Source organism: Winslowiella toletana, assembly GCF_017875465.1.
GTDB classification, from domain to species: Bacteria; Pseudomonadota; Gammaproteobacteria; order Enterobacterales; family Enterobacteriaceae; genus Erwinia; species Erwinia toletana.
Genome location: NZ_JAGGMQ010000001.1, coordinates 2,433,805 through 2,451,538 on the forward strand (window position 1 = coordinate 2,433,805; position 17,734 = coordinate 2,451,538).

General features: G+C 51.8%; 15 protein-coding genes. 11 read left to right on the forward strand and 4 right to left on the reverse strand.

Going from position 1 to position 17,734, the window contains the following annotated elements; genetic code table 11:
- Positions 1–57: 57 nt before the first annotated feature.
- The 5 genes from J2125_RS11355 (at position 58) to spfP (ending at position 5,620) form a co-directional block, all read left to right on the forward strand.
- Positions 58–327, forward strand: a complete 270-nt coding sequence (locus tag J2125_RS11355) for a YihD family protein (RefSeq protein WP_017801624.1) — start codon at positions 58–60, stop codon at positions 325–327.
- 81 nt (positions 328–408) lie between these two features.
- Positions 409–1,395, forward strand: coding sequence for a serine/threonine protein kinase (locus J2125_RS11360; protein WP_017801623.1), 987 nt, complete (start codon positions 409–411; stop codon positions 1,393–1,395).
- Between the two features lie 26 nt (positions 1,396–1,421).
- Positions 1,422–2,051 (forward strand): thiol:disulfide interchange protein DsbA, encoded by a 630-nt coding sequence (dsbA, locus tag J2125_RS11365; protein WP_017801622.1) that lies wholly within the window; start codon positions 1,422–1,424, stop codon positions 2,049–2,051.
- A 440-nt stretch (positions 2,052–2,491) separates the two neighbouring features.
- Positions 2,492–5,281 carry a DNA polymerase I gene (gene polA / locus J2125_RS11370; protein WP_017801621.1) on the forward strand — a complete coding sequence of 930 codons (2,790 nt, stop codon included), beginning with the start codon at positions 2,492–2,494 and terminating at the stop codon, positions 5,279–5,281.
- A gap of 291 nt (positions 5,282–5,572) precedes the next feature.
- Positions 5,573–5,620: a small protein SpfP gene (gene spfP / locus J2125_RS25335; RefSeq protein ID WP_071892919.1), complete on the forward strand. Its 48-nt coding sequence runs from the start codon at positions 5,573–5,575 to the stop codon at positions 5,618–5,620.
- A 112-nt stretch (positions 5,621–5,732) separates the two neighbouring features.
- Here spfP and yihA read toward each other — a convergent pair whose 3' ends face one another.
- Positions 5,733–6,368: a ribosome biogenesis GTP-binding protein YihA/YsxC gene (yihA, locus tag J2125_RS11375; protein WP_026111764.1), complete on the reverse strand. Its 636-nt coding sequence runs from the start codon at positions 6,366–6,368 to the stop codon at positions 5,733–5,735.
- 561 nt (positions 6,369–6,929) lie between these two features.
- On the opposite strand from yihA, the gene yihI reads away from it, so the two are divergent.
- The gene (gene yihI, locus J2125_RS11380; RefSeq protein WP_017801619.1) at positions 6,930–7,472 is read left to right on the forward strand and encodes a Der GTPase-activating protein YihI; all 543 of its coding nucleotides are present in this window, start codon (positions 6,930–6,932) and stop codon (positions 7,470–7,472) included.
- Between the two features lie 238 nt (positions 7,473–7,710).
- Positions 7,711–9,084, forward strand: coding sequence for an oxygen-independent coproporphyrinogen III oxidase (gene hemN / locus J2125_RS11385; protein WP_017801618.1), 1,374 nt, complete (start codon positions 7,711–7,713; stop codon positions 9,082–9,084).
- Positions 9,085–9,205: 121 nt separating this feature from the next.
- Here hemN and glnG read toward each other — a convergent pair whose 3' ends face one another.
- The 3 genes from glnG to glnA all read right to left on the reverse strand — a co-directional run bounded on the left by glnG (position 9,206) and on the right by glnA (position 13,262).
- Entirely contained in the window at positions 9,206–10,615 is a 1,410-nt protein-coding gene (glnG, locus tag J2125_RS11390; protein WP_026111763.1) for a nitrogen regulation protein NR(I), read from the reverse strand.
- Between the two features lie 7 nt (positions 10,616–10,622).
- Positions 10,623–11,672 (reverse strand): nitrogen regulation protein NR(II), encoded by a 1,050-nt coding sequence (glnL, locus tag J2125_RS11395; RefSeq protein WP_017801616.1) that lies wholly within the window; start codon positions 11,670–11,672, stop codon positions 10,623–10,625.
- A gap of 180 nt (positions 11,673–11,852) precedes the next feature.
- The gene (gene glnA / locus J2125_RS11400) at positions 11,853–13,262 is read right to left on the reverse strand and encodes a glutamate--ammonia ligase (protein ID WP_017801615.1); all 1,410 of its coding nucleotides are present in this window, start codon (positions 13,260–13,262) and stop codon (positions 11,853–11,855) included.
- A gap of 434 nt (positions 13,263–13,696) precedes the next feature.
- Between glnA and typA the strand changes: the two genes are divergently transcribed.
- The 4 genes from typA to dtd all read left to right on the forward strand — a co-directional run bounded on the left by typA (position 13,697) and on the right by dtd (position 17,692).
- On the forward strand, positions 13,697–15,514 hold the full coding sequence (gene typA / locus J2125_RS11405; RefSeq protein ID WP_017801614.1) for a ribosome-dependent GTPase TypA: 1,818 nt from the start codon (positions 13,697–13,699) through the stop codon (positions 15,512–15,514).
- Positions 15,515–15,785: 271 nt separating this feature from the next.
- Positions 15,786–16,382: a glucose-1-phosphatase gene (gene yihX, locus J2125_RS11410; protein WP_017801613.1), complete on the forward strand. Its 597-nt coding sequence runs from the start codon at positions 15,786–15,788 to the stop codon at positions 16,380–16,382.
- 3 nt (positions 16,383–16,385) lie between these two features.
- Positions 16,386–17,258 carry a virulence factor BrkB family protein gene (locus J2125_RS11415; protein ID WP_040462408.1) on the forward strand — a complete coding sequence of 291 codons (873 nt, stop codon included), beginning with the start codon at positions 16,386–16,388 and terminating at the stop codon, positions 17,256–17,258.
- Positions 17,255–17,692, forward strand: a complete 438-nt coding sequence (gene dtd, locus J2125_RS11420) for a D-aminoacyl-tRNA deacylase (RefSeq protein ID WP_017801611.1) — start codon at positions 17,255–17,257, stop codon at positions 17,690–17,692. Before J2125_RS11415 ends, dtd begins: the two co-directional genes overlap by 4 nt.
- Positions 17,693–17,734 lie beyond the last annotated feature (42 nt).

A 17,734-nucleotide genomic window follows, 5' to 3' on the forward strand; every position in this document is an offset into this window, starting at 1 on the left:
CATATGGGATTAACCCTGCTAACGTAATGGGATATCTTTGGGTTAAGGAATACCACTATGAAATGCCATCGTCTTAATGAACTAATCTCACTGCTCCAGCCAGCATGGCAAAAGGAGCCGGATCTGAATCTGCTGCAATTTTTACAGAAACTGGCCGCCGAGTCAGGTTTCTCCGGGCCAATTGATCAACTGACCGACGATATTCTGATTTATCATCTTAAAATGCGTGATACGGAAGCCAGTGAAGAGATTCCTGGTCTGAAAAAAGATTATGAAGAGGATTTTAAGACCGCCTTGCTGCGTGCACGTGGTGTGATTAAGGATTAAATCTGAACCTTCAACCATTCCGCAGGTCTTTTAATGATACTCTTTGTCGCTGACTTATAGCGAAAATGGCGAACCTGCGCAATGAACCAACCAGCCTTTAACTTCCAGACGTTAAATCCTGATGCGATAGTCGATGCGCTTTGGGATACCGGCTTGCGCGTGGAATCTGGCCTGACGGCATTAAACAGTTACGAGAACCGGGTTTATCAGTTTTCGGACGAAGATAAAAAGCGTTATGTGGTGAAGTTTTACCGACCGCAACGCTGGACACCTGCGCAAATCAATGAAGAACATCAGTTTTCGGTCGAATTACTGGCGGATGAAGTGCCGATTGCAGCGCCTCTGCTATTGCAGGACAAGATGTTGCATCAGCATGAGGGATTTTACTTCGCTATTTTCCCCAGCCTCGGTGGCCGCCAGTATGAAACCGATAATTACGACCATATGGAATGGGTTGGCCGTTTTCTTGGCCGTATCCATCAGACCGGTAAAAAGCAGCTGTTTGCCGAGCGCCCGACCATTGGTTTGCAGGAGTATATTGTTGAACCCCGCCAGATCCTCGAAAATAGCAGCCTGATCCCGGCGAAATTAAAGATTAGATTGTTACAGAGTCTGGATCGCCTCAGCACGACATTACACAAATGCTGGCATCACGACTGGACGCCACTGCGTCTGCATGGTGACTGCCATCCGGGTAATATCCTGTGGCGTGATGGCCCGCTGTTTGTCGATCTGGATGATGCGCGCAATGGTCCGGCGGTACAGGATTTATGGATGCTGATTAATGGCGATCGCCAGGAGCAGCGTCTGCAATGGGATATCCTGCTGGAAGCCTATAATGAATTCAGTGACTTTGATGCACACGAATTGTCACTGATTGAGCCTTTACGCGCCATGCGGATGGTTTATTATCTGGCATGGATTGTTCGCCGTTGGCAGGATCCCGCTTTTCCGAGAAGCTTTCCGTGGATGACGGATGAGGATTTCTGGCGCAGACAGATTTCCATTTTTGATGAGCAGAACAAGCTGTTGCAGGAACCCCCGCTACAGTTAATGTCTGCCTTTTGACGTAGTATTTAGGAGAGATGTTCAAAATGAAAAAGATTTGGTTTGCGCTCGTCGGTCTGGTGCTGGCTTTCAGCGCATCTGCTGCACAGTTTAGTGATGGTCAGCAGTATGTTACGCTCGGCAAGCCTGTTGCCGGTGAGCCTCAGGTTATGGAGTTTTTCTCCTTCTTTTGCCCGCACTGCTACCAGTTTGAACGTGTTTATCATGTGAGCGAAACGGTAAAGAAAAACCTGCCGGCAAACGTCAAAGTGGTCAAATACCACGTTGAGTTCCTCGGTGGCGACATGGGTAAAACAGTGACCCAGGCATGGGCAGTGGCAATGGCGCTGGGTGTGGAAGACAAAGTGACCGGGCCTGTCTTTGATGGTATCCAGAAAACGCAGACCATTACCGATCCCGCCAGCCTGAAAGACGCTTTTGTGACCGCAGCAGGCATTAAACCAGAAGAGTATGACGCAGCGTGGAACAGCTTTGTGGTTAAATCGCTGGTCGCTCAGCAGGAAAAAGCGGCTGCAGATGTCGATTTACGTGGCGTTCCGGCGATGTTTGTTAACGGCAAATATATGGTTAATAACGGCGGCCTCGACACCAGCTCAATGGATAACTTCGTACAGGAATATGCTAACGTGGTTAAATTCCTCGTCAGCCAGAAGTAAGTTTACTGCATCACTAAACGCCGGTTTTACCGGCGTTTTTTATTCCCGCCATCCCGCATATTGCTTATATCCTCTCAGTACCGTCGTCAGGACAAATATCGTTAATCGATAAAATATTTAGCCATAGATGTTGTTTTGATGACAGAGACGAAATATTTGTATCCACACTAAAGCATTCCTGAGAATTTTTAAAAAAATCCCGCGCTTAATTAATAACACTATGAAATTGCTGACATTTAATGTGCTCGTGGTTTTTTTGTAGCGTAATTTACAATATCTTAGGAAACTTACACACAAACTTATCCACAGCCTGACTATTGGAAGCCAGCGCGCAGTTCAAAAATCTTTACCGCTTTATCTGCCGAGTTATTTCAACTTTATGCCTGAGCTGTGGCATCCTTATGCCCATTCAAATGGCAAACAAAGAAATGTGACTCCCTATGGCACAAATTGCAGAAAACCCGCTGATTCTGGTTGATGGCTCCTCTTATCTTTATCGTGCGTATCACGCTTTCCCTCCACTGACGAATAGTGCCGGGGAACCGACGGGCGCGATGTATGGCGTGCTGAATATGCTGCGCAGTTTGCTGCTGCAATATAAGCCGAGCCATGTGGCCGTGGTTTTCGATGCCAAAGGAAAAACGTTCCGTGATGAGCTGTTCGAACACTACAAATCCCATCGCCCGCCGATGCCTGATGACTTGCGGGCGCAAATAGAACCGTTGCATCAGATGGTAAAAGCGATGGGACTGCCGCTGCTGGCCGTCAGTGGCGTTGAAGCGGATGATGTGATTGGCACGCTGGCGCTGCAGGCGGAGAAACTGGGTCGTCCGGTACTGATCAGCACCGGTGATAAAGATATGGCGCAGCTGGTTACGCCAAATGTCACGCTGATTAACACGATGAATAACACGATTCTTGGCCCGGAAGAGGTCAATGAGAAATATGGTATTCCGCCAGAATTGATTATCGATTTCCTCGCGCTGATGGGTGACTCTTCCGATAATATCCCTGGCGTGCCAGGCGTGGGTGAGAAAACCGCGCAGGCTCTGTTGCAAGGACTGGGAGGAATAACGGCGATCTATGACAACCTCGATAAGGTAGCAGGTCTCACGTTCCGTGGCGCGAAAACCATGTCGGCAAAGCTGGAGCAGAATAAAGATGTGGCATTGCTCTCATATCAGCTGGCAACCATTAAAACCGATGTTGAACTGGAGGTTACCTGTGACCAGCTGAACGTCAATGAGCCCGCGGTGGATGAGCTGCTGGGCCTGTTTAAGCATTATGAGTTTAAGCGCTGGATCACTGATCTCGAACAGGGCGTCTGGTTGCAGGGTAAAAAAGTTAACGGTACGGCGCAAAAAGCGGCGGCCGTAGCCGAAAGCCTTGAGCAGCCGGAAGTGGCCAGCGTACTCTCTGCGGATGGCTACGTTACTATCCTCGAAGAAGAGACATTTGCGCAGTGGCTGGAAAAGCTGGCAGCCAGCGAGCTGTTTGCTTTCGACCTTGAAACTGATGCGCTGGATACCCTGAGCGCCAATATTATCGGTCTCTCTTTTGCCGTAGCGCCAGGCGAAGCTGCTTATTTACCGGTAGCGCATGATTATCTTGATGCGCCGCCGCAACTGGATCGTAAGGAAGTACTGGCGCGCCTCAAGCCGCTGCTGGAAGACCCTAAGGCATTAAAGGTAGGGCAGAACCTGAAGTTTGATCGCGGTGTACTGAAGAGCCATGATATCGAACTACAGGGCATTAAATTCGATACCATGCTTGAGTCCTATATGCTGAACAGCGTAGTCGGCAAGCATGATATGGACAGCCTGGCGCTGCGCTGGCTGAACCATAAGACCGTTACCTTTACTGAGATCGCCGGTAAAGGCAAAAATCAGCTGACCTTCAATCAGATCGCGCTGGAAGAGGCGGCTCACTACGCCGCGGAAGATGCTGATGTCACCTTGCAGCTGCACCTGAAAATGTGGCCGGAGCTGGAAAAACAACAGGGGCCGAAAAACGTCTTCGAATCTGTCGAGATGCCGCTGGTCACCGTGATTTCCCGCGTTGAGCAAAACGGTGTGTTGATCGATCAAAATATACTGGCGGCTCATTCGCAGGAGCTGACCACGCGCCTGGCGGAGCTGGAGCTGAAAGCGCATGAGCTGGCAGGCGAGCCGTTTAACCTCTCATCGCCGAAACAGCTGCAAACTATTCTGTTTGAGAAGCAGGGCATCAAGCCTACCAAAAAGACGCCAGGCGGCGCTCCGTCGACCGGTGAAGAGGTGCTGGCTGAACTGGCGCTGGATTATCCGCTGCCGAAGGTTATTCTGGAACACCGTGGCCTGTCGAAGCTGAAAACGACTTATACCGACAAGCTGCCGCTGATGATTAATCCTCATAGCGGTCGCGTACATACCTCTTACCATCAGGCGGTTACCGCCACGGGTCGTCTCTCTTCCAGTGATCCAAACCTGCAAAACATTCCGGTGCGCAATGACGAAGGCCGCCGTATCCGTCAGGCCTTTATCGCGCCGCAAGGCCATCGCATTGTGGCGGCTGACTATTCGCAAATTGAGCTGCGTATCATGGCTCATCTGTCGCAGGACAAAGGGCTACTGAGCGCATTTGCCGAAGGCCTGGATATTCACCGCGCCACTGCGGCCGAAGTGTTCAGCACCGCGCTGGAGAAGGTCAGCCAGGAGCAGCGTCGCAGCGCCAAAGCGATTAACTTTGGTCTGATCTACGGGATGAGCGCCTTTGGTCTGTCGCGTCAGCTCAATATTGGTGCTGGCGAAGCGAAAAAGTATATGGACCTCTACTTCGAACGTTACCCGGGCGTGCTGCAATATATGGAGAGCACGCGTCAGCAGGCAGCGGAGCAGGGCTACATCTCGACGCTGGATGGACGCCGTCTCTACCTGCCGGATATCACCTCCAGCAATGCCATGCGTCGCAAGGCGGCCGAGCGCGCGGCGATTAACGCCCCGATGCAGGGCACCGCGGCAGATATTATTAAGCGCGCAATGATTGCTGTTGATAAATGGCTGCTGGCACAGAAAACGCCGGAAGTGAAAATGATTATGCAGGTACACGATGAACTGGTATTTGAAGTGCAGGAAGATGCAGTTGACAGCGCCAGTAAAAAAATCCGTGAACTGATGGAAAATAGCATGACGCTGGATGTGCCGTTACGTGTCGATATTGGAGTTGGCGACAACTGGGATCAGGCACACTAAGATTATGATGACCGGATGAGACGGATTTATGTGTTAAATCAGTCTCATTACGGTGATATAAGAAAAACCTTGGGTTAATCGCTTCAGCCCCAGAGCTGGCAAGGCCGGAGCGGAAAAAGTTGCTAAGCTTCTATCCCCTAAACATTTTCCTGGTAATTAAGCTACATCGCAGCTGTGTTTTTGTGACCCATGTTGGGAAATCAATGTCGTTTGATGAAAATTAACTACAAAAAACGCTTTTTAGCTCAGAAAAAATCATGTAGAGTTTAAGTCGTAGGGTACAGAGGTAAGATGTTCTATCTTTCAGACCTTTTACTTCACGTAATCGGATTTGGCTGAATATTTAGCCGCCCCAGTCATTTATGACTGGGGCGTTTTTTATTGGCAAAAATAAATGCTGGCGTGGTGTTGTTATCACCACCGACGGCGAGAACGCCGTCCTGACAGGATGTTACTCTTCAGCAATATCGTCTTCTACAGCAGGTGGGATTTCGCTATACCAGCTGTCCAGCTTCTGACGTAATTTATCAACGCCAATCTTCTTCAGGGAAGAAAACATCTCAACCTGAATATCGCCGACAAAGCCCATCGCTGCTTCACGCACCATATTCAGCTGGGCTTTACGCGCGCCGGAAGCCAGTTTATCGGCCTTGGTCAGCAGCACCAGCACCGGAATGCGACTTTCCACTGCCCACTGGATCATCGAATGGTCGAGATCTTTCAGCGGATGACGGATATCCATCAGTATTACCAGCCCTTTCAGACAGTTGCGCTTTTGCAGATATTCCGCCAGCGCGCGCTGCCATTTCAGCTTCATCTCTTCCGGAACCTGGGCATAACCATAGCCCGGCAGGTCGACAAGGCGAATGCCTTCTGCAACTTCAAACAGGTTGATCAGCTGCGTGCGTCCAGGTGTCTTACTGGTACGGGCGAGGCCTTTCTGGTTAGTAAGGGTATTCAGCGCGCTGGACTTACCGGCGTTAGAACGACCAGCAAACGCCACTTCAATACCTGTATCGGCAGGAAGATGACGGATGTCGGGGGCGCTGGTGACAAAATGCGTTACGTGATAATTCCAGCCAGACAAAATAGAAACTCCGAAGGTCAATGTGGCAATGGGGATGATTATACCTGTAAAGCGGGCAAAGCGCCCGATAGCCGTAGCAGAGGATGATTTTGTGAGACATTGACCATAGTTGCAGTGAGTTATTGCTTTTTTTAGGAAAAATTTAAAAATATTTATGTTTTTAAATCAATGTCTTAATCTGTTGCACCTAAACTAAAGTACAACAAACCTTTGGCGCTACCTTGTCTGTCTGACCATTTAGTCTAAAGTAATCCGCAGAGTTTGGATAACTCTCTTCAGGAAGAAGCGCTCAGGGAGTGTCAGGGTGACTAAGAGCTCAGGACAAGGGAGACAGGTTCAGCGGAAAGGAACCTTCAAGGATAAGGAAGCGCTCTGGATGAGTGGACGGCACAAGGAAAAACCGGGATGTTGATTGCATAAATGGATGTAAAGGAAGACTGTCCTTCTACGGAAGGTGCGAAAAAAGGCGACAGGGTGACCTGCCGCCTTTTTTCTTTGTCCGCTTTCTGCTAGATTCGCCGCAATTCTATACTGACCAGACATTCCCAGAGAGTCGACATCATGAAGCAACCTGCACGCGCGCCGCAGGGTAAAACCAAAGCGCCGAAAGACAAACGTAAATCACGCGAAGATATGAACCAGAAATCGCGCGATCAGAAGCAAGATAAAAAGCACCGCGGCAATGCTTCTGGCAGTCGCGCCAATCCTGTGGCGCAGAACCAGCATAAAGCCACTGACAGCCAGCCGAAAGATCCGCGTATCGGCAGCAAAAAGCCGATTCCGCTGGGTAACGATGCTGTGGCGGCTAAACCGGCACCAGCGAAACCGGTAAAAGAGAAGAAAGCAAAAGAAGCCGCTGAGAAACAGCCAAAACTGAGTCCGCAGGAAGAGCTGACGCAGCTGGAAAACAGCGAGCGTCTGGATGGTCTGCTGGATCGTCTGGAAAATGGCGAAACGCTGCCGGCAGAAGATCAGGCGTGGCTGGATCTGACGCTGGATCGCATCGACGTGCTGATGGAACAGCTGGGCATCGAGCTGGGTGACGACGATGATGGTGATGAAGCGCAGGAAGATATGTATCGTCTGCTGAAGGGTGGCAACTGATCATTCTTTGATTCCGGCATTCTGTTTGCAGAATGCCGGCTATGAGGTTTAAGCCGATGCTTTGGCCTGGATCAATTTTAGCTTTGTTTCTGACATGTTATCTGTTTTGGTTATTCGTTAAACTACGGCGTCTGTTGCGGCTGAAATCAGGCTTGCGACGCGATACCGTCAATCGGCAGCTGAAACAGCGTCCTCCGGCACGACGGTCAGTACGACGACGTCACTGGAAGGAATAAGCATGCCTGCGCCAACGATTGAATGGGATCTGGCCCTCATCCAGAAATATAATATCTCCGGGCCACGCTACACCTCCTATCCTACCGCGCTCGAATTTCAGCAAAGTTATAACGAAGCCGCTTTTCAGCAGGCTGCGTTGCGTTACCCTGAACGGCCGCTTTCGCTGTATCTGCATATCCCATTCTGTCACCGCCTCTGCTACTTCTGCGGCTGCAATAAAATTGTCACCCGCCAGCAGCATAAAGCCGATGATTATCTCGATCTGCTGGAGCAGGAGATCCGCACTCGCGCGCCGCTGTTTACGCAGCGCACGGTGACGCAAATGCACTGGGGCGGCGGCACGCCGACGTTCCTTAATAAGGCGCAGATCAGCCGTCTGACTGATCTGCTGCGCAGTTGTTTTAATTTTAGCGCTGATGCTGAACTGTCGATTGAAGTCGATCCGCGCGAAATTGAGCTGGATGTGCTGGATCATCTGCGTGCGGCGGGCTTTAACCGGCTGAGCATGGGGGTGCAGGATTTTAATAAGCAGGTGCAGGAAAAAGTAAACCGCGTGCAGGATGAAGCTTTTATTTTTGCGCTAATCAAGCGCGCGCGCGAACTGGGCTTTACCTCAACCAATATTGATCTGATCTATGGTCTGCCAGCGCAGACGCCACAGAGTTTTGCTTTCACCCTGCAAAAAGTGGCCGAACTGAACCCCGATCGCCTGAGCGTATTTAATTATGCCCATCTGCCTGAGATGTTTGCCGCGCAACGCAAAATCAAACTGGCGGATCTGCCCGACCCCAGTCAGCGGCTGACGATCCTGCAGCAAACCATTGCCACGCTGACCGCCGAAGGTTATCAGTTTATCGGCATGGATCACTTTGCGCGCGCCGGTGATGAGCTGGCGGTGGCGCAGCGCGCCGGCAAGCTGCATCGTAATTTCCAGGGTTATACCACGCAGGGCGACAGTGATTTGCTGGGTATGGGGGTGTCGGCAATCAGTATGATCGGTGACAGTTATGCGCAGAATCAGAAAGTGATGAAGGATTACAGCGCCAGCGTCAGTCTGCAGGGCAACGCACTATGGCGGGGCTTAACCTTAACGGACGATGATTGTGTGCGGCGTGAGGTGATTAAAGCGCTGATTTGTCATTTCGCCCTCGACTTCTCTCAGCTTGAAGCACAGTGGCAAATCAATTTTCAACGCTACTTTGCCGAAGATTTGGCATTACTGCAGCCGCTGATTGACGACGGGCTGGTGGATCGCGACGAGAAGGGCCTTCAGGTGACCGCTAAGGGGCGTTTGCTGATCAGGAATATCTGCATGTGCTTTGATCGTTATCTGCGCCAGAAAGCGCGTACACAGCAGTTTTCGCGGGTGATCTGAAATAAAGCGGGCGGCGAGAATGCCGCCATGATGGCAGGTGCTAATCATCGGCTCGGGCGGCGAAAACGCCGCCCCTACAAGGAAATGGCGTAGGGGCGGCGTTTTCGCCGCCCGTAACAGATTACTCCATTCCCAGCTCTTTCAACTTACGTGTCAGCGTATTGCGGCCCCAGCCGAGCAGGCGTGCGGCTTCCTGCTTATGGCCCTGCGTGTGGCGCAGGGCGGTGGTCAGCAGGGTGCGTTCCATCTCTGGCTGCGCTTCCGACAGCAGATTTTGATGACCGGAACGCAATGCGCGGTCGGCCCACTGCGCTAACAGCGTTGCCCAGCTGTCCGGCAGTGACTGCACCGGGTTGTCCGGCGTCGAGGTCTCAAACAGTTCGGACGGCAGATCCTGAATCAACACTTCCTGACCCGCAGCCATCACCGTCAGCCAGCGACAGGTGTTCTCCAGCTGACGTACGTTGCCGGACCAGTGCAGTCGGGTTAACGCGGTTTCGGTTTCCGGATGCAGAATCTTCGCTTCAACGCCCAACTCACGCGCAGCCACCTGCAGGAAATAGCGCGCCAGACGTGGAATATCTTCACGACGTTCACGCAGTGGCGGCAGATGCACGCGGATCACATTCAGACGGTGGAACAAATCTTCACGGAACTTGCCTTCCTGCACGCGCAGTTCAAGATTCTGGTGGGTGGCGGCGATAATACGCACATCCACTTTCACCGGTGCATAGCCACCGACGCGATAGAACTGGCCATCAGCCAGCACACGCAACAGGCGGGTTTGCACATCGAGCGGCATATCGCCGATCTCATCAAGAAACAGCGTACCGCCATCAGCCTGTTCAAAACGCCCCTGACGAATCTGATTGGCGCCGGTAAACGCCCCTTTCTCATGGCCAAACAGCTCCGACTCGATCAAATCCTTCGGGATTGCGGCCATATTCAGCGCAATAAACGGTGCTTTGGCGCGCGGGCTGTGGCGATGCAGCGCATGTGCCACCAGCTCTTTACCGGTACCTGATTCGCCATTGATCAGCACGCTGATCGATGAGCGCGACAGACGGCCAATAATGCGGAACACATCCTGCATCGCTGGCGCTTCACCGATAATATCGGTCGTCGGGCCATTGACCGGCTGGTTACGCGGCTGCTGCTGCTCCTGATAGTGACTGATGGCGCGTTCGACTAACGCTACCGCTTCGTCAATATCAAACGGTTTTGGCAGGTAATCAAAAGCGCCCTGCTGATAAGCGCTAACGGCGGCATCCAGGTCAGAATGCGCGGTCATTATGATGACCGGAAGCATAGGATGACGCTGTTTAATTTGCTTCAGTAACGCCAGGCCGTCCATGCCGGGCATCCGAATATCCGATAATAAAACGTCTGGGGTTTTGGTGGCGAGCGCTTCCAGCACCTCGTTAGCGCTATCAAAGGTCGCGCAGCTTAAACCGGCTCCAGTGAGCGCACGTTCAAGCACCCAGCGGATGGAGCTATCGTCATCGACGATCCAAACTATCCCTCGTTGCATAGAAACCTCACTGGCGAATAGGCAGGTAAACCGAGAATTCGGTGTGACCGGGCCAACTGTTAAATTCTATTTTTCCTGAATGCTGATCGATCAGACTGCGAGCAATCGAAAGCCCCAAACCGGTGCCGCCTTCGCGTCCGCTCACCATCGGATAAAACAGCGTATCCTGCAGTTGTGCCGGAATGCCTGGACCGTCATCTTCAATATCGATGCGCGCGACCAGACGATAACGTACGCCGTGCAGCGTCAGCTGAAACGCTGTGCGCGTACGTAAAGTAATAGTGCCGCCTTCATCACCTAATGCCTGCAGCGCGTTGCGTACGACATTCAGCAACACCTGTTCCAGCTGATCGGGGTCGTGCGGTAATTCAGGTAAACTTGGGTCGTAATCCCGCACCAGCGTCACGTTATCCGGCAACTCCATCGTCACCAGGTTGACCACGCGTTCGGACACCTGATGAATGCTTTGCGTAACGTGCATGCCGGGCTGTTGCGGCCCTAACAGGCGATCGACTAAATTGCGCAGACGGTCAGCCTGTTCAATGATCACCTTGGTATATTCGGTTAATGACGGGTCGGGCAGGGCTTTCGCCAGTAACTGCGCCGCGCCACGTAATCCACCCAGCGGATTTTTGATTTCATGCGCCAGACCGCGAACTAAATCACGTGCGGCAACCTGCTGAGCATGTTGGATCTGTTCCTGACTGAGACGACGCTGATTATCCATTGGCGCCATTTCCAGCAGGATAAAGCCCTCGGGCAGCCGCTGTGCGGTTAACGACATGATGTGCGCACGACTGTCTACCACCAGCGTCACTTCGCTATCGGTAAACCCCTGGCCGGCATCAAGACTTTCCCGCATCACATCAATATTCAGCGAAAAATAGCCCATCAGGTCTGGCAACGGTGTGCCAAACAGCTTACGGGAGCTTTGCGCCAGTAGCTGCTGCGCCGCCGGGTTGGCGTATTGCACCACCAGCTCGTTATCCACCAGCAAGATACTGTTAATCAGAGAGTTGAGAATCTGCCCAGCATCGGGCAGGGTGCCAGTTGCCATACAGCTTTCCCCTGCACTGAGCCTGCTTTCACCAGTAAAACGCCTGGCAAATCAGGCACTATTTTGGTGCATTATAGTTGTCGGTTACAAATTCATCGTATCAAACGATGAATTTGTGGAGAAAAAAGCCCATCCGAAGATGGGCTGAAAGTTTCCACGGCAACAAAAACGTCAAACTTATTAAACGCTGTAGTAAAGCTCGAACTCTACCGGATGCGGAGTCATACGAACGCGGTCCATTTCGGCTTTACGCAGTTCGATGTAAGCATCGATGGTGTCGTCAGTGAATACGCCGCCACGAGTCAGGAACTCACGGTCTTCGTTCAGGGCATTCAGTGCTTCTTCCAGAGAGCCAGCTACTTTTGGAATCTCAGCTTCTTCTTCCGGCGGCAGGTCATACAAGTTCTTATCCATAGCATCGCCAGGATGGATCTTGTTGATGATACCGTCGAGGCCAGCCATCAGCAGCGCGGAGAACGCCAGGTATGGGTTAGCCGCTGGATCAGGGAAGCGCGCTTCGATACGACGAGCTTTAGGGCTGGCAACTACCGGGATACGGATTGAAGCAGAACGGTTACGGGCAGAGTAAGCCAGCATAACAGGTGCTTCGTAACCCGGGACCAGACGCTTGTAAGAGTTGGTGGTTGGGTTCGCCAGGGCGTTGATCGCTTTGGCGTGTTTGATTACACCACCGATGTAGAACAGCGCGATATCAGACAGGCCGCCGTATTTGTCGCCAGCGAACAGGTTGTTGCCGCCTTTAGACAGGGACATATGGCAGTGCATACCTGAACCGTTGTCACCGAAAATCGGTTTCGGCATAAAGGTCGCGGTTTTGCCGTAAGCGTGAGCAACGTTGTGAACTACATATTTGTAGATCTGAATTTCGTCAGCTTTTTTGGTCATGGTGTTGAAGCGGGTAGCCACTTCGTTCTGACCAGCAGTTGCCACTTCGTGGTGATGAGCTTCAACCACCAGACCCATCTGCTCCATGGTCAGACACATAGCAGAACGGATGTCCTGTGATGAATCGACTGGTGGAACCGGGAAGTAACCGCCTTTCAGACCTGGACGGTGGCCTTTGTTGCCGCCTTCGTACTCTTTACCAGTGTTCCATGCTGCTTCGATATCGTCGATAGCAACGTGTGAGCCTGAAGTGGTGGCGCCGAAACGCACATCATCAAACAGGAAGAACTCTGGTTCTGGTCCGAACAGCACGGTGTCCGCGATACCGGAAGAGCGCAGGAAATCTTCTGCACGCTTAGCGATAGAACGTGGGTCGCGGTCGTAGCCCTGCATGGTGCCTGGCTCAAGAATGTCACAACGAATGATCAGGGTTGAATCTTCGAAGAACGGGTCCATAACTGCAGTAGTAGCATCAGGCATCAGAACCATGTCTGATTCGTTGATACCTTTCCATCCGCCGATGGAAGAACCATCGAACATTTTGCCTTCTTCGAAGAAGTCAGCGTTAACCTGGTGAGCAGGAATGGTAACGTGCTGCTCTTTACCCTTGGTATCGGTAAAACGCAGATCGACGAACTTAACTTCGTGCTCGTTCATCATCGACAGAACGTGTTCAGCGGACATACTTAACTCTCCTGGATTTTGTCATTGTCGTCGTGGTTCGAGACTTCACGATTCGGAACGCGTAAAATATAGCGTACTCCCGATAATAAAGATCTCAGACAAGCTATCAACTGTTATGGAAACTGCCGTTTTCGCTTAGGTAGACTAAAGCGAAATCTATGCCAACTTTTTTATTTAGGTAAAAAGGCGTTATCATGCGCCCTCTCCTGAGACGAGAGATGCACCACAATGGATGTCGCGCACCATTTTGGTGCTATTGAATGATTAACGGGCACTGTTTTGGTGCAAAATCTTGACCGAGTGCAATCTTTGCACTGTAAATGGCTGTAAAAGCAATCACGACACTTATCTTTATATGAAATTTGTGATCCTGTTCAGCTCTTCGATTAATCCGTGTACAATAGCGCGCTATTTCTAATGCCTGAGGCAAAGCTGTGATCGAAAATTTGCGTAACATCGCCATTATTGCCCACGTTGACCATGGTAAAACTACCCTGGTTGATAAGTTGCTGCAGCAGTCCGGGACCTTTGATGCCCGCACCGAAGCAACCGAACGCGTAATGGACTCCAACGATTTGGAGAAAGAGCGTGGGATTACTATCCTCGCCAAAAACACCGCCATTAACTGGAAAGACTACCGCATCAACATCGTGGATACTCCAGGACACGCCGACTTCGGCGGCGAAGTTGAGCGCGTGATGTCAATGGTTGACTCCGTACTGCTGGTTGTCGACGCAATGGATGGCCCGATGCCGCAAACCCGTTTCGTGACCAAAAAAGCCTTTGCTAATGGTCTGAAACCGATTGTTGTAATCAACAAAGTTGACCGTCCGGGCGCACGTCCAGATTGGGTTGTTGATCAGGTCTTTGACCTGTTCGTTAACCTCGACGCGACCGACGAGCAGCTCGACTTCCCAATTATCTATGCATCTGCACTGATGGGCATCGCCGGTAACGATCACAACGATATGGCAGAGGATATGACTCCGCTGTATCAGGCGATTGTTGACCACGTTTCTCCTCCAAAGGTAGAAATGGAAGCGCCATTCCAGATGCAGATTTCCCAGCTGGATTACAACAACTACGTTGGTGTAATCGGTATCGGCCGCATCAAACGCGGTGTGGTTAAGCCTAACCAGCAGGTGACTATCGTTGATAGCGAAGGCAAAACCCGCAACGGTAAAGTCGGTAAAGTGCTGACCCATATGGGTCTGGAGCGTATCGATGCCACTATCGCGGAAGCAGGCGATATCATCGCTATCACCGGTCTGGGCGAACTGAACATCTCTGACACTATCTGTGATCCACAGAATGTGCAGGCGTTGCCAGCGCTGAGCGTTGATGAACCAACCGTAACCATGTTCTTCAACGTCAACACCTCGCCATTCTGTGGTAAAGAAGGTAAGTATGTGACTTCACGTCAGATTCTTGACCGTCTGAACAAAGAACTGGTGCACAACGTGGCACTGCGTGTTGACGAAACTGAAGATGCGGATGCATTCCGTGTTTCTGGTCGTGGTGAGCTGCACTTGTCAGTCCTGATCGAAAACATGCGTCGCGAAGGCTTCGAGCTGGCAGTATCCCGCCCGAAAGTTATCAACCGCATTATCGACGGCCGCAACCAGGAACCGTTTGAAAACGTGACCCTGGACATCGAAGAACAGCATCAGGGTTCTGTGATGCAGGCGATGGGTGAGCGTAAAGGCGACGTTAAAGACATGGTGCCAGATGGCAAAGGTCGTATTCGTCTCGATTACCTGATCCCGGCGCGTGGTCTGATCGGTTTCCGTACCGAATTTATGACCATGACTTCCGGTACTGGTCTGCTGTACTCCACTTTCAGCCACTACGACGATGTGCGTGCGGGTGAAATTGGTCAGCGTCAGAACGGCGTACTGATCTCTAACGGTCAGGGTAAAGCCGTTGCGTTTGCTCTGTTCAGCCTGCAGGACCGCGGTAAGCTGTTCCTGGGTCATGGTGCGGAAGTGTATGAAGGCCAGATCATCGGTGTTCACAGCCGCTCTAACGACCTGACAGTTAACTGTCTGACCGGTAAGAAACTGACCAACATGCGTGCTTCTGGTACTGATGAAGCAACGACCCTGGTACCACCAGTGAAAATGTCACTGGAGCAGGCGCTGGAGTTTATCGATGACGACGAACTGGTAGAAGTAACTCCTACCTCCGTGCGTATTCGTAAACGCCACCTGACCGAGAACGATCGTAAACGCTCTTCTCGTGGTCCAAAATAAGTTCAGTTCAGTCTGACGTGAGAAAGCCCCGTTTACGGGGCTTTTTTTTTGCCTGCGATCTGCGCTTACCTGACAATAAAATCGCATCGAGGTTAAAAATCTGTGAGAACCTCCACATACCGGCTGCCGGAATCAGGTTACTTATTGAGTCGCCCCGGGGGGTAACTTGCCGGGCCTTGTTCTGATTTCGCTCATCCTGCCGCTTGTTACCTGTTCAGTCCTCAGTTTTACCGCTAGAGTGAATAGCTCACCGGAACAAAAGGAGATGACCATGCTGTATATCTTTGATTTGGGTAACGTCATTGTTGATATTGATTTCAACCGGGTGCTCGGCGTATGGAGTGACCTTGGCCGTGTGCCACTGGCGACGCTACAGAGCCGCTTCCGCATGGGCGACAATTTTGAACAGCATGAGCGCGGTGAAATCAGCGATGAACATTTCGCGGCCAATCTCTGTGAAGAGCTGGATATTGCCCTGAGTTACGAGCAATTTGCCGCGGGCTGGCAGGCGGTGTTTATTGATGTGCGTCCGGAAGTGATTGCGGTGATGCATCAGCTGCGCGAGCAAGGCCACCGTGTGGTGATCCTGTCGAATACTAACCAGCTGCATTGCAGTTACTGGCCGTCGCAGTATCCGCAGGTACAGCTGGCTGCAGATAAACTCTATCTGTCGCAGGAGATGGGCGTGCGTAAACCCGAAGCCGAAATTTACCGCCAGGTGCTGACGCAGGAAGCGGTGACGGCGGATCAGGCGCTGTTCTTTGATGATAACCTCGCCAATATTGAAGCGGCACGGGCGTTGGGTATTACCAGTATTCATGTCACTGATGCGAGCGTGATCCCGGCTTACTTTGCTCAATCGCGCTAAGGGATGTCAGTGATTAAACATACGCGTCATAAGACGCGCATCTTCTTTACGTGGTTAAAGCTGCTGTGGCGACGTATTGAGCATGATGGCATGACCACGCATGCCGGTAATCTCGCCTATGTCTCGCTGCTGGCGCTGGTGCCGCTGATTGCGGTGGTATTTGCGTTATTCGCGGCGTTCCCGGTGTTCTCTGATGTCAGCGTGCAGTTAAAGAATTTTATCTTTGCCAACTTTATGCCGTCGGCGGGCAATACGTTGCAGCGTTATCTGGAGCAGTTTGTCGCCAACGTCAATAAGATGACGGCGATTGGTGCGGTCGGACTGATTGTTACCGCGCTGCTGCTGATGTACTCGGTGGATACGGCGCTGAATGAAATCTGGCGCAGCACGAAAAAGCGCCCGCTGGTCTACTCATTTGCCGTTTACTGGATGATTCTGACCCTCGGTCCGCTGCTGGCAGGCGCCAGTCTGGCCATCAGCTCTTATCTGTTGTCGCTGCGCTGGGTGGAAGTCACCGGCGTGACCAGTCTGGTCGATCAACTACTGCGCATCTTCCCTTTATTACTCTCCTGGCTGGCGTTCTGGCTGCTGTACAGCATTGTGCCGACCACGCGCGTACCGCCGCGTGATGCCCTGATTGGCGCGCTGGTGGCGGGTCTGCTGTTTGAGCTGGGAAAAAAAGGTTTTGCGCTCTATGTTACGATGTTTCCCTCATACCAGTTGATTTACGGTGTACTGGCGGTGATCCCGATTCTTTTTTTATGGGTTTACTGGACCTGGTGTATCGTACTTTTAGGGGCGGAAATCACAGCATCACTGGACGACTATCGCCAGCTACGACAACAAGAACAAGAAAAGGCTAACGAAAAACCATGATTGCGTTAATACAACGAGCGCTGAATGCCAGCGTGACGGTGGCGGGAGAAACCATCGGCGAAATTGGGCCAGGATTGCTCATCTTGCTGGGCGTGGAAAAAGGGGATAGCGAACAGCAGGCGGCGCGCCTGTGCGATCGCGTTTCAGGCTATCGCATTTTCGGCGACGAAAACGACAAGATGAATCTTAATGTGCAGCAGGCAGGTGGTAGCCTGCTGGTGGTGTCTCAGTTCACGCTGGCGGCGGATACCAGCAAAGGTATGCGCCCGGGTTTTTCCCGCGGCGCCGAGCCGGCTGAAGCTGAACGGCTGTACAACTATTTCGTCGGATGTTGCCGGGAGAAAGGCATTGTGACGGAAACCGGCCGCTTTGCGGCGGATATGCAAGTCTCGCTGGTCAACGATGGCCCGGTCACCTTTTGGTTACAGGTGTGAGCCACTTAGCTGAGCGGCTATGGACGGGCCAGGCGAGCTCTG